The organism is Pirellulales bacterium, from assembly GCA_035499655.1.
GTDB lineage: Bacteria > Planctomycetota > Planctomycetia > Pirellulales > JADZDJ01 > DATJYL01.
The window spans coordinates 1-13,386 of record DATJYL010000115.1 but is presented as its reverse complement, the minus strand read 5'-3'; the positions used below and the strand labels follow the sequence as shown (position 1 = coordinate 13,386).

Annotated in this window: 11 protein-coding genes; 2 read left to right on the top strand and 9 right to left on the bottom strand. The window is 56.6% G+C overall.

The window, feature by feature from the left end:
• Positions 1-62: 62 nt before the first annotated feature.
• The 9 genes from pelA to coxB all read right to left on the bottom strand — a co-directional run bounded on the left by pelA (position 63) and on the right by coxB (position 11,446).
• Positions 63-1,319 carry a pectate lyase gene (pelA, locus tag VMJ32_08245; GenBank protein ID HTQ39004.1) on the bottom strand — a complete coding sequence of 419 codons (1,257 nt, stop codon included), beginning with the start codon at positions 1,317-1,319 and terminating at the stop codon, positions 63-65.
• Between the two features lie 51 nt (positions 1,320-1,370).
• A complete protein-coding gene (locus VMJ32_08240) occupies positions 1,371-1,889 on the bottom strand; it encodes a hypothetical protein (protein HTQ39003.1) in 519 nt (172 codons plus the stop codon).
• A 38-nt stretch (positions 1,890-1,927) separates the two neighbouring features.
• The gene (locus VMJ32_08235; protein HTQ39002.1) at positions 1,928-4,255 is read right to left on the bottom strand and encodes a cytochrome c oxidase assembly protein; all 2,328 of its coding nucleotides are present in this window, start codon (positions 4,253-4,255) and stop codon (positions 1,928-1,930) included.
• A 9-nt stretch (positions 4,256-4,264) separates the two neighbouring features.
• On the bottom strand, positions 4,265-5,758 hold the full coding sequence (locus VMJ32_08230; GenBank protein ID HTQ39001.1) for a cytochrome b N-terminal domain-containing protein: 1,494 nt from the start codon (positions 5,756-5,758) through the stop codon (positions 4,265-4,267).
• A 7-nt stretch (positions 5,759-5,765) separates the two neighbouring features.
• A complete protein-coding gene (locus tag VMJ32_08225) occupies positions 5,766-6,344 on the bottom strand; it encodes a Rieske 2Fe-2S domain-containing protein (GenBank protein HTQ39000.1) in 579 nt (192 codons plus the stop codon).
• A gap of 38 nt (positions 6,345-6,382) precedes the next feature.
• Complete coding sequence (locus tag VMJ32_08220) at positions 6,383-7,975, bottom strand: c-type cytochrome (GenBank protein ID HTQ38999.1); 1,593 nt, start codon at positions 7,973-7,975, stop codon at positions 6,383-6,385.
• A gap of 35 nt (positions 7,976-8,010) precedes the next feature.
• On the bottom strand, positions 8,011-8,655 hold the full coding sequence (locus VMJ32_08215) for a heme-copper oxidase subunit III (GenBank protein ID HTQ38998.1): 645 nt from the start codon (positions 8,653-8,655) through the stop codon (positions 8,011-8,013).
• Positions 8,655-10,301, bottom strand: coding sequence for a cytochrome c oxidase subunit I (ctaD, locus tag VMJ32_08210; GenBank protein ID HTQ38997.1), 1,647 nt, complete (start codon positions 10,299-10,301; stop codon positions 8,655-8,657). The genes VMJ32_08215 and ctaD overlap by 1 nt, the downstream gene beginning before the upstream one ends.
• Positions 10,302-10,366: 65 nt before the next feature.
• Positions 10,367-11,446: a cytochrome c oxidase subunit II gene (coxB, locus tag VMJ32_08205; GenBank protein HTQ38996.1), complete on the bottom strand. Its 1,080-nt coding sequence runs from the start codon at positions 11,444-11,446 to the stop codon at positions 10,367-10,369.
• Between the two features lie 176 nt (positions 11,447-11,622).
• On the opposite strand from coxB, the gene pgl reads away from it, so the two are divergent.
• Together pgl and VMJ32_08195 are read left to right on the top strand one after the other, a co-directional pair.
• Complete coding sequence (pgl, locus tag VMJ32_08200; protein HTQ38995.1) at positions 11,623-12,414, top strand: 6-phosphogluconolactonase; 792 nt, start codon at positions 11,623-11,625, stop codon at positions 12,412-12,414.
• A gap of 46 nt (positions 12,415-12,460) precedes the next feature.
• The coding region (locus VMJ32_08195; GenBank protein HTQ38994.1) for a glucose-6-phosphate dehydrogenase at positions 12,461-13,386 on the top strand (926 nt) is incomplete at its 3' end.

Here is a 13,386-nt window from a genome sequence, read left to right as displayed (position 1 = left end):
GCCGGCTTCGTTCCGTCAAGCGCTGCGGCATGGTCGCTGTGGCAACAACTCCTGGCAGCCTTTCACTTTGTGGCGGAGCTGGAATCTTGCGCCAACTTTGTCTTCCAAACGGGATACTCCTTTTTCAGCAGTGCCGCCGGCCAATAATCCAGCCAGTTGTAACCGTTACGGCGTTCATAGCCGATTTCCGATAAATCGTGCTTGGCCACACCGTCGCGATCGCTGAAAATGGGCCGATTCGTGCCGATTTCGTAAAATCGCGCCCAAATGGGCGGTGCGTTAGGGTCTTCCACCACAACCTTGTTGGTGCCCTTGGGACTTTTCGCATCGGGCCTGCGCTCAACCCGAATCCCAGTGATTTTGGCCTGCTCGAACCATGACACTGCTCCGTCTACTGCCTGAACGACTTCCGGGCTGGGATGATCCAGGCTCATCAGCAGTCGCACAATGCCTACTGATTCGCTGCCACTGAGGCTAACCAATTCGTAACTCCGGGCAGGCCGCGGGCTGAAATCGACTTCGTCGTGCTGGGCGCACCAAACGGTCAGCTTACCGTCGACCTTGATTTGGCACTTCAAAATGCAATCGATTCCCTTATTGAACGCCGTGTGAGCCGCCTGCCGGCGGTCGGCATCGACAAAGTCGAAAAGTTCATTGCTGTAAACTTCACGCAGGAACTCCATTAACCGCACCATCGCATCGTCGTTGAAGGTAATGTAACGCTGATACGGCGTGTGGTTATGCGGCGGATAGAATTGCGGCCATCCGCCGTTGGGATACTGGGCCTTCAAAATGTAATCGATGCCTTTCAATATCGCGGCCCGATATTGCTCGTCGTGCGTGGCTTGATACATGTGCGCCAGGTAGCGCAATTCGTCGGTTGTAGCCGAGTTATCGAAGGTAGGGTCTAGCTTTTCACGATCGCCGGTGTAGGGTTTAGCCGTGGTATCGATGTTCTTCGGCCAGCCCCCCAAATCTGCCTGATATGTCAAAATGTTGGCGGCAATTTTCTTGGCATCGTCGCTGGCGAACCATTCCGCCGAGCGATTCAGATATTGGACTGGCCCACGTTGGAAGAAGGGAGCCCGTGGTTGCCGTTGTGCGGCCGACGATGGGGTTGTTGTAGAGGGGGTAGTGGGAGCCGTCTCTTTTGCAGACCCCGTGGTTGTTGCCGGAGGCGTTTGACCTGAATCAGGTGCTTGAGCGAACGAGGTCCGGGCGGCAAGCGTCAGCACCATTCCGGCCATCAGCAGTTCCAGCAGCGTTTGACGAGACCAGAATAAACATCTTCCGATTTCGCGTGCTTGAAAAGCGGTCATTGTTTCCGTTCCCCCAGACCATATCACCAAAGAACCCCAGGCATGATTTTCCTACCGCCGCGTGCGGGATGCAAGTCGCTGATGAACCAGAAACAAAGCCATTGCCGCGAATGGCCAGCCAATCCAAGGCGCTAATTCCAGCCACGCAGGCAACGGCGGTGAAATATCCAGATCGAACACCAGTGGCTTTTCGCCAAGTTCCATCCGGTCGGTGGCGTTTGATCTGGTGCTAAGCGAGACGCGTCCTTGCCACATCCCTGGTTGTGAAACCTCGAACACAGCGGCCTGAAACAATTTGTTGGTCGCCACGGTTGTGGAAGCCGGCTGTTCGAGAACCCCGGTTGATCGATCGCGCTTTGCGTTGTCGCTTGGAACCATCCGGACGGTTAACGGCACATCGTCTCGCACTTTTCCGGTGGCGGCATCTTGCACCAGCACGCTGATGTCGATTGGCCCGCAACGCAACACCGCAGGCGAAGTAAACACGCTCACTTGATAATTCCCGGATCGCTGAGACAGCCGCAACGTGCCGCCATCGGCCCACAACAAAGCAGGCTGAATCGCGATCAATAATGCTAATGGTGAAAGTATTCGGATGATCCGCAATTTCATCCTCCCGGCAGCATGCCGCGCATCTGCATCGGTTGAAGTAATATCCACACGCCCAGCGCGAACAATGCCACAAGCAGCAAAATCCAGGGTGCTGCGGTTTTCAATATTTGCCACTGGGCGGCTTTATTGCTGTTGTTTGGCAAAACGACAAGGGCCCGGCTTACGCGCCACACTGCATATACAGAAGTCAGCAAGCCTACGTCAAGCATCAATAATTCCGCCTTCAGCAGCCAGTCGGGAGCGGGTCGGCAACAGGAACAAACCCAGTTGGGCGGTCCGAAGGAAGCGATTCCAAGTCTGGCGACAAATTGCTGCGTGACCGGCACAATAGCGTCGTAGCTGGTAAAAAAGTGAAAGCTGTAATGCGCCGCCCACATGGCAAATCCCAACGGCGCCAGCGTCCAGGCGAAACGGCAACTAATGTCCCGCAAAGTTCGCGTGGGCAACCCAAGTCCACGGCTTATTATCGCTGCCAGCCCTATGCAAATCGCCGGCAGCACAACCAGCCACAGCACGTAAAGCAGCGTCGTGGCGAAAAGCGTTGACGAAGCTCCCCAAGCGTCGCTGATGTTTTGTTGCCAATCGACCACTGGCCCCACCATTCCCGCTGCGTTGGCAAACGCCCCAAACACCAATACCACGGCCAATGCCGCGTAATCAACCCGCCGGTTCAACCGTCCGATGCCAGAGCGGGGTCCATCGCGCCACAAACTTGTCGTGGGAGAAACGGCAATGATACCCACATTGTCCTGGGGACAGGCCTGCACGCAATCTAAGCAGAACGTACAGTCGAGGTTGCCTACTTTTCGCGGTTGAAACAGTTGCAACTCGCAACCACGGGCGGTGTTGCTTCCCTGAATGCAATCATGTGTGCGGCACGCAGTGCAAACCGCTGGTTGCCGCACCCGCACCTCCCACGGCGAAACGAGCGATTGCACAAAATTAAACTGTCCGATTGGACACACATATTTGCAAAACGCCGCGTCTCGAAAAATGGAATCGATCACGAGGGCCCCGGCGAAGTAAGCGATGGCAATCCAGGCAGTCAGCCACGGACTGTTCCATAGCGAAAACGCTTCGTACGCCCACAAGAACATCGCCACCAGCGCCACCGCCAGCCATTTGGTTCGTAAGGCTGCGGGCCACGACCTACGTCCAAGCCGGTGAAACAGCCACCGAGCCACGGTGCGCGGCAGCAAAAACGGACAGCCGTAGCAAAACACGTTGCCGGCGACAAGCAGCCCAATGATGAGTAATCCCCGCCAGTGAATCCACGGCAACACGCCGGCCAAATTCATCGCTCCCACTTGCGGCCCATAAAAACCATCGACAATGACCGCCAGAACCACCAGTAGTACGGCCAACTGCACCAGCCGCCGCGTCCAGCGCCAGCGAACGATTGCACCGATAAAACGGACTTGAAGCAGATCAAAGTGCGGAGTTCGAATTTTGGAGTGCGGAGTCCGAGACGTTTTGGATATTCGATTTTTCTGCGCAATCCGCTTCGCGCTCCGACTTTGCATTAGCCCTACGCCAATCCAAAGCAGCGGCGCTAAAAATACCAAGGAGCCCGGCACCCACATGATCACGCCGGCCGCAGCTTGATCGTCCAAAGCCGAAATTCCGTCCAGCCGCGGCATTTGAGTGTAATGTGGATACAAGGGGTGATCGGAAAACGTCAGCCACGCCGACAGCAGCGTGTTTTGCACGTCGGCAAGAATTAAGTATGGCGCCAACCACCACGGCGACCAACTTGGCCGCGCCGGAAATGGTCGCACGACGGGATACCAAAAAATCAACCCGGCCAGCAGAAAACACGCATGCTGCACTTTGTGCCACCCATCGCTGGCGAGCGCGGTCTCATACGGGCCGGGCAAATGCCACAGCCATGTGGCCGCGACAAAAATCAACAGCGCCGTCACCGGATGCGTAACAACCGTCGCCACCCGACGCAATTGCCGCCAGTGCAACAGCGGCGTAATCCAATACCGGCGGATTTCAGTAGGCAGACCACGCAACAGCGGCAGAAATGGTGCGCCGAGCCAAATCAGCGGGGGAACCACCATCATCAACAGCAAATGCTGGAACATGTGCACTTGCAGAAGCAATGGCGCGAACGCTTCAATCGGCGATGCCAATGCCACGTACAGAATGCCCAGCCCACCGATAAATGCGGCCAGGCGTCCAACGGGCCAGCGGAACAAATCACGCCGCCGTAGTCTCGACCAACCGCGTCCAAAAACGGCCGCGGTCAAAAGCAACATTGCAGCCAGCCACGGCTGCGCCGGCCAAGATGAAAACACGGCATCGAAGGTCGTGAACATGACGCACGATTACTTTCCCGATCCTTGGCTCTTCTCCCGAGATGGATCCGACGGTGTTCGAGCCGCCTTTGTGCCCGCCGGGCGCAGGCTAACCAAAAAATCAACAACCGCGGTCATTTCGGCTGGACTCATTTGCTTGCCGTAGGCCGGCATGTTGCCGCCGCCAGGCGTGCCGTTGCTGACTTGGTCGATTAGTTGGTCACGAGTCAGCCGCGTCCCCACAGTTGTTAAATCTGGGCCGCGCGTTCCGCCGATGCCTTCCAGCGCGTGACAATTGCGGCATTGCTTGTTTTGAAATACGACAGCTCCTTGCAATTCAAGAGGGGACAGTGGTTGATCCATCTTCTTTACAAGATTTACCGGCACGGCATCGGCGCTCCACGCTAACATACGTGGGGACCACGGCGACTGCTGGCCCAAGTAGGTGAACACCCCTAGCACTGCATAAATGACGACCACCAGCAATACCGCCATTGGTCGGCGCGAAGGAGCCCGTTCGCCACGGTTCGATATAAACGGAACGGCCAATAATCCAACAATAAGCGCGACGGGCATGATCAGGATGATGGCGGTTTCCGCAGCGGGCGGGCTAAGCGAAAGTAATCCAAACAGCCACAGAAATGGCCAATCGGGTCGAGGGTTCGCGCCGCTAAGTGTGGGATCAGGGGGCGCGCTAGGCCCTTTCGGACCCGCTAGCGCTGCAAGGGCGACGACTACAATCACGACCAGTGCCGAAAAGACGACGTCTTTGAGCATAGCCTCGCCTAAAAATGGCTCGCCCCGGCGAAGTTCTTCCTCATACGCTGCATCGTAGGTGGCGGGGTCGACCAGTTCGCCCGGTTTCGGCGGCACGCTGATTCCTTTTTTCAGCACCAGCCATAAATGCACGGCCAGGAGCGCCATGAGAATCGCCGGAATGACAAACACGTGCAGTGCGAAAAAACGGCTAAGCGTGTCGGCCCCGATGATCGGCCCACCCAGCAGCAAATCGACAATGGTTGGCCCAGCGCCGGGCACCCGACCCGCCATGGCAGCACCCACGCCCACGCCCCAATAGGCGTCGGGGTCCCACCGCAACACTTGTCCGGTAAACGCCATGCCCAGGGTGCACAGCAACAGTCCGACGCCGATCACCCAAGTCAATTCGCGGGGATATTTGTAAGCTGCGTGCAAAAATACTTGCGTCATGTGGACCAGTGCCATCACCACCATGGCCGAGCCTGACCAATAGTGCAGCGAACGCAAAAACCATCCCCACGGTTGCTGATAATTCAAATACAGCAAACTTTCATACGCCTGGCCGGCGCTGGGCACATACGTGAGAGCCAAACCAATGCCAGTGAGAATTTGAATGAGAAACAGTGTCAGCGATGCGCTTCCAAACACATACCACCAACCCAACGGTCCGGCCAGCTCGCTCGGCACCGGATGCCTTAGCATGGGCATGAACGTGTCGCTGATGCCCAGGCGAGAGTCGAACCAGTGGTACATGCGCTTGATCACGCCGCCTTCATCCTTTATCTGTCAGCGTGTGCTGAAGCGTCGGCAAAAACGGAGCTTGAATGAACAATTGCGGTTCCGCTTCGCCTTGGCTTTGCTTCACTTGCCACACACAGTGATACAGTCCGCGCGGAGGCGGACCGCTGGCTCGATCGCCGTTTTCGTAATACACACCGCCGTGGCAGGGGCACATGAACAGCCCCGATTGGGGAAACCATTCGACCGGGCAACCCAGGTGCGTGCAGTTAATGGCGAACACGTTAAATTGATCTTGAAAGTTTTCGTCACGCCCCAGATACCGCACGTACACGCCGGTTTGAGCGGTAACGCCGTCCCAGGGTTGAGCCAGTGGGTTTTCGCTGGGCGTAATGACTTTCAGCCGCGTTTCTCCTTTGGGAAAAGTGCTAACTGGTCCTAACGAAACCCAGGGTTGATCTTTTCGCCGCGCCACCGCCGCCGCCAAATATCCCACGCCTGGAATGGCGACCATCGCCGTGGCAACGGTCCCCAATAGCGCGGTCAATAGTTTCAAAAAAGTCCGCCGCGGCGGAAATTCCGTATTGCGTTGATTCGAATTCTGTTTCGTCATAGTCAATGAATTGAGGTTGTGTTTGCTTGTCGCGGGATTTATTCCGTCGTCGCTATTTCGCGCCACTGCTTCAAGAGCGCCATTAAATCGTTCACTTGATCGGCCGTGAGAGGATAGAATTTTTCGCCGCGACCAGAGGCCGATGCGAAATCGGGCATGCCCAAATCTGGCCGGCCCGTGATGATGTAGCGGCGCAATTCCTGATCGCTGCACAGCGCCAAAAATGCTGGATCGTTCAGGGGACCTGCCGTATCCTCTGTTCCTTCGCCGTGCTCGCCGTGACAATCGGCGCAGGCCGCGGCGTACACTTTTTCGCCCGCACTGAAGTTTCCCATGCCTTTCGCGGTCGGCGCTGCCAGCGGCGGCGCGCTGGGATAAACTCTTTGCACGTGGGTATTTGCCGGCGTTTGCCACGCTCTGATCCCTTTCACCAATACCATCACTTGGTCGGCGGTGAGCGGTCCGCCCGACGATTGCGCCCAGGCCGGCATTAGCGTGCCGCGGCGGCCTTCGGCAATGACGCTGCGAAGTTCGTCGTCGCTCACCAACGCCAAAAACAGCGGATCGTTTAGCGGCGGTCCCGGTCCCAGCGTTCCGTCGGCCCCGTGACAGCCGGCACAGCGCTGCGCATACAATCCCGTTGGCCCCGAAAAGTTTTTGATGTCCTGCGGCATGACGTAGGCGTCGGCGAGAGCCGGCTTGCCGGGCAAGGCATCGCTGCAGCCGGAAAACAGCACGCAAAACATCAGCAGGCAACCCAGCCAGCCGGGCGGAATAAATGGGCCGCCTGCATCACGGCCGGATCCGCGCGGTGCGATGGCAATTTTTTCGCTCCGGATAATTACAATCGAAGTTGCGATGCCGTATACCAATTGCGAAACGACATACCAGGGCCAGTTGATGTATTCGTTGAGCAGCGGATTGACCAAACCCATCAGGCTGTGATTCGCCCCGCTCCACAAAAGCGGCAAAATCAATCCCCCAAATAATAACGGAGCCCCTCGAATTGACGGCAACATCGGCAACAACACGCCGCCGATCAGGCCAAAGCCAATCGACATCATCACGTGCATGATGATGGCGCACAAAACTCCTCCGGGGTGAAATATCTCAAGATTGTGCTGCAGTTGCTCACCAGACATATCGGGCAAGCCCGGCAACACCAAACCGGCCAATAAATTCACTGGATACCAAATGCTGTGACCGCTAGCCACTGCCCACACTAGCGCGGGAATAGGCATGAGCAAACCGCCGACGATGCCGCCTTTCATGCCCGCCGAAACCGGATGCACTTTTTCCGGAACTTGAAAACGGTAACCCGTGACTCCCGGCTTGAGCTGTTCCACGGTTCCAGGACGCGGAATGACCATGGTGACGCGCTCTTCTGCCGCAGCCAGCGGTTCATGCTCATGTCCGCGGCCCGGCATCAATTGAGCAACCCAACCGACCAGCCCGATCACCAACAAAGTTGCTCCCACGATGCAAAAAAACAAACTCGTAGCTACTCCGAGCGCGGCCAAAACAATGCCCAATCCGAGGACAACAGGCCACACCGTCGGCCGCGGCATCTCGACCGTGCGCGTCGGTTCGCGACTCGCTAGTTTCGGATTTGAATTGTGCGGTTGTGCCATCGAAATATATTGCGCCGCTTCGCGGCTAAACCGTTTTACCGCCCGATCAAATACACCAATGTGAACACCACGATCCACACCCCGTCGACAAAATGCCAATACCAGGAAATCACTTCCGCTGCGGTGTGGTCTTGCTCGGAGAGCGCTCGCCGCCACGCCAACAGGAAAATGGTCGATAATAAAACGAGGCCCACGGTCACGTGCAGCGCATGAAAGCCCACCAGCGTGAAATAGGTGCTGCCGAACAAATTCCGGCTGATCGTCAGCCCGTAGGTGCAAATCAACTCGTGCCACTCTTTGCCGGTGCAAGCCAGGAATGTGGCGCCCAGCACGATGGTTAAGCCCCACCAGCCGAGAAAGCCTGCGCGCTTGCCGGTCCGCATGGCTTTCTCGGCCAAATGAATGGTGATGCTGCTGGACAGCAAGCACGCTGTGCCGGTCAACACCAGCGGTAAATGAAACACTTCCGCCGGGCTAGGATTGCCGGCTTTCGTCTGCCGCAAAAACACAACGTAGGTCGTGATCAGCGTGCTGAAAAACGCTACCTCGGAAAGTAAAAACGCCAACATGCCGACTTTGGCGTGCGAGCGCCACCAGTCCGAGGCAGGTGACGTTAATTCGGCGGGCAGCCCGTTGGCCGCGCCAATGATTGTAGAACCGGCCATGGTGGAATCGCTCATCATTCGTATTTCCAGTCCGGGTCGTCGGGGTGTTTGGCGTCCCATAGCGGACGGCGGCTGCGAATCGTCGGCACGGCCTCAAAGTTGTACGTCGGCGGCGGCGAAGGTGTGGCCCATTCCAACGTCCAGGCGTCCCACGGATCGTCGCCGGCCGGCTGGCCGTACTTCAAGGACCAAAAGATGTTGATCACAAACAGCAAATAGCTAGGCACTTGAACCAGTGCGCCAATCGTGCTCAGTTGATTCCAAATTTGCCACCGCCGGTCTGGCAAATACGTGTAAATTCGCCGCGGCATCCCCAATAAACCCGAAATGTGCATCGGGCCGAAAGTGAGAATAAAGCCGATCAACAGCAGCCAAAACTGCCACTTGGCCAAGCGTTCCGAAAGCATTCGGCCGGTGACTTTTGGAAACCAATAGTGAATGCCCGCAAACACGCCGAACAACGTGCCGCCGATCAACACCCAGTGAAAATGACCCACCACGAAATACGTGTCCGACACCTGGAAATCAAACGGCGCGCACGCCAGCATAATGCCCGTCAGGCCTCCCAGCACAAACATCGACAAAAATCCGCAGGCGAACAGCATGGGCGAGGCCAGCGAAATTCGCCCACCGTACATCGTCGCCAGCCAGTTGAAAAACTTGATGCCCGTGGGAATGGATACCAGCAAACTCGCCGCCGCAAAATACATATCCAGCGTGCGGTTCATGCCGACGCAAAACATGTGATGGGCCCACACGCCCATGCTAATGAACACAATCGCCATGGTGGCGGCGGCCATGAACTCGTAACCAAACAGCACTTTCCGCGAAAATACGGGAATCACTTCGGAAATCATGCCGAACGCCGGCAAAATCAGAATGTAAACCTCCGGGTGCCCAAAAAACCAAAACAAGTGCTGCCACATATAGGCGGAGCCATCGTTTTGAGGATTAAAGAATTTCGCTCCCAGCGCGCGATCGAATTCCACCATCACCAGCGCCGCAGTCAACGGCGGAATCGCCAGCAATATCTGCACGCTGGTCCACAACATGGTCCAGGTGAAAAACGGCATTTTTGTCAGGGTCATTCCGGGGCAGCGCAGGGTGAGAATCGTGGCCACAAAATTCACGCCGGCCGCAATGGTGCCGATGCCGCTCACCAAAAGTCCCAGCGTCCAAAAATCAACGCCTGCCCCGCGATTGAACGCCCGCTCCGTCAGCGGCGCATAAGCAAACCAGCCGATGGCCGGCGGCCCGCCGGGAATGAAAAAGCTGAAATATGCCAGCAGTCCGCCGAACAGGGTGACCCAAAACCCGAAAGCATTCAATCGCGGAAACGCCATGTCGCGGGCGCCAATCTGCAGCGGCACAATGTAATTGGCAATGCCAATCAAAATGGGCATCCCCACAAAAAACACCATCGTGGTGCCGTGCATGGTGAAAAACTGATTGAACCGATCGGGTCCCAAAAAAGTGTTTTCCGGCACGAACAACTGCCAGCGAATCGCTTCCGCCTCCAAGCCGGCGATCACTAAAAACACAACCGCCATCACCACGTACATAATGCCAATGCGCTTGTGGTCGACGGTCACGGCCCACTCGTGCAATCGAGCTGTCCAAAACGGACGTTCCAGCGCGGCGGGTTGTGTGACGGTGGCCATGTGAGGTGGCTAATACTGAGAAGTGTTCGTGAGCGAGTCGTGGAGGTGACAGTAAGGCATGGGAATTACTTCAGCGTCATCAAATAATCGGTAATCAACCCCACGTTGCGGACGCTTAGTCCAAAGGCTGGCATTAAACATTCAGGCTTCATTTTTTGCGGATCGATAATCCATTTTTCCAAATTCTCCTGGTTCAATCCCAGCATTCCGCCTGCGAATGTAGCGCGCGACGCCAGGTGGGTTAAGTCTGGGCCGAATTTGCCCTTGGCCGTGGTGCCCCGAATGGTATGGCAATTGACGCACGATTGCGCCAAAAAAACTTGTTGTCCTGCGCGAACTGCCGGATCGCTCACCGCCGGCTTTTGCTCATTCGCCAGCCAGGCGGCGAAGTTCTCCGGGGTGTCGATATAGACCCGCAGCAGCATGTTGGCGTGCTGTGCTCCGCAGTATTCGGCGCATTGGCCGACATACAATCCTGGCTGCGTGGTTTGGAACCACATCTGATTCACTCGGCCGGGTATTAAATCGGTTTTGCCGGCCAGGCGCGGAACCCAAAAGCTGTGGCAGACATCGGCCGATTTCAGGGTGAGATAAACGGGACGAGTCGGCGCTCCCTCGGTTCCCTCGCCGCTGACGGGCACGTGCAGTTCGTTGGCCGTAACAACAGGATTGACGTTCTGGCCGCCATTCTGCTCGATGATGTATTCCCACCACCATTGATGGCCAATCACCGTGGCGGTCAGCGCGTTCGAGCCTTGCAATGGGCTCGGTTGCTTAATGCGCACTTCCAATTCGGTTCGCACAATCACTAGGGACAACATCAGCACAATAATGCCTGGAGCCACCGTCCAAGCGATTTCGATGGGCATGCTCCCATAGACTTGCGGTGGCTCGGCGGTGACGACTCCAGGATAAGCGGGCTGCTGCTCGTCGCCGCCGCGCCAGCCAATGCTGCGCTTTCGCCGAAATTTAACCAGCGAGTAAAGCAGCACGCCCCACACCACGGCTAGAATGCCTGCCCCCACCGCGGTCACAAAATAAAATAAGTAACGAATCGAGTCTGCGGGGGGCGAAACGGGGTGCAGCGTGGAAACGTCTTGCAGGACGTTTTCCGCTGTGGCGGCGAGCAGCAAGTAATTGGGCATCTTGGGCCCCCTGACGACGGCGGGTTTCGTCGTTGGCATCCATGACGGCGAGCCGGCGCAGTTCATCGCCGACTCATAGACTTATCGCCGCTCAATGTATACAAAGAGAGGCGGTTTGGTAAAGCGCCCTTCGGTTCCGATTTAATCCGCTCCAGTCTTTGCACGGAGAAGCAAGGATGAGTGTTGCAGCCGGCCGAGTGGAAATCGTCATTTGCAGCGATGCCGCAGCGTTGGCGGCAGATGCCGCGGATCGAATTGTGGCCGCCGCGCATACAGCTATTGCCCAGCGGGGCCGTTTTACGCTGGTCTTGTCTGGCGGATCAACCCCGGAGCGGACTTATCGGTTGCTGGCGCAAAATCCGCGCCGCCAACAGATTGATTGGACGCACACGTGGTTGTTTTTCGGAGACGAACGCTGTGTGCCGCACGACGATCCACGCAGTAACTACCACTTAGCGGCGGAATCGCTGCTGAAACCCGCGCAGATCGAAGCAACCCACGTTCTCTCCCTTCCGACAGGCTTCGGAAGTCCGGCACAAACTGCCTCGGCCTACGAGTCGACGCTGCGAAAGTTCTTTAACGGCAGTTCCAGCCGATCAGCCGATGGAGTCCCGCAATTCGATTTGATTTTGCTAGGCTTGGGCGACGATGGCCACACTGCCTCGCTATTTCCAGGTAAGCCGACGCTTGATGAAAAGCAGGCTTGGGTGACACACAGCCCACCCGGAGTCTTGCCGCCGCCGGTAGATCGGGTAACTTTCACATTTCCTGTGATCAACGCGGCCCAGCAGGTGATGTTTCTTGTATCAGGCGCGGGAAAAGCTTCGATTGTGCAGGAGGTTTTAGAGGGTCCGCCAGACGTTCACAAACATCCTGCCTGCGGCGTGCAACCCATCCCTGGAAAACTAACTTGGCTCCTCGATGAGCCAGCGGCAAAATTACTGACACCCAAGCCAATAGAACACTGAATTGAATTCATGCTTTCACCACTCACTTAAGCCTCCTTTCATCCTCATGCCAAGCGCTCAAATTATTCGTGCTCATGGTCCGGCTGCAAAAATTGCTCCACAAATCGTGGCTTCCGCCGCGGCGCAGGAGCCTGCGGTCCTAGTGCTGTTTGGAGCCACGGGCGATCTATCCGGACGCAAAATACTGCCCGCCCTGTTTGCGTTGTGGCAGGGAAAGTTTCTGCCCGATCCAATGGCCATTGTCGGCGTAGCGATCGAAAAATATAGCGACGACCAGTTCCGCGATTTGGCCCGCAAAGCTGTGCAAGATCACGGCCGCTTAAAGCCGGCCAGCGACGATGAATGGAAGCAGTTTGCCGCGCTGCTTTCGTATCAATCGGTCGATTTTGCCAATACTGCAAGTTACGCCAGCTTGGGAAAGCGTATTACCGGCATCGAAAGCCAGCAACACATGCCCGGCAATCGGATTTTTTATTTGGCGGTGTCGCCGACATTTTTTGCCTCGGTAATCGACCAGCTTTCTGCGCAAGGACTCATTCATCGCTACAGTCCGGGCACCCCCTGGTATCGAGTGGTCATTGAAAAACCGTTTGGCCGCGATTTAGCCAGTGCCCGCGCATTGGATGCCGATATTCACCGCTTCTTGCAGGAAGATCAAATTTATCGGATCGATCATTATTTGGGCAAGGAAACGGTGCTCAACATGATGGCGTTTCGGTTTGCCAACGCCATCTTCGAGCCGCTGTTGAATTGCGAATTTGTCGACCATGTGCAAATAACTGTGGCCGAAACAGTCGGGATGGAGGGCCACCGCGGCAGCTACTACGACACGGCCGGGGCCATTCGCGATGTGATGCAAAATCATGTTTTGCAATTATTGGCTTATGCGGCCATGGATGCCCCCGGTGGTCTGAAAGGAGTGAATGTACGCACCGAAAAGCTACGCGTGTTGCGCAACTTGGTGCCCATCAC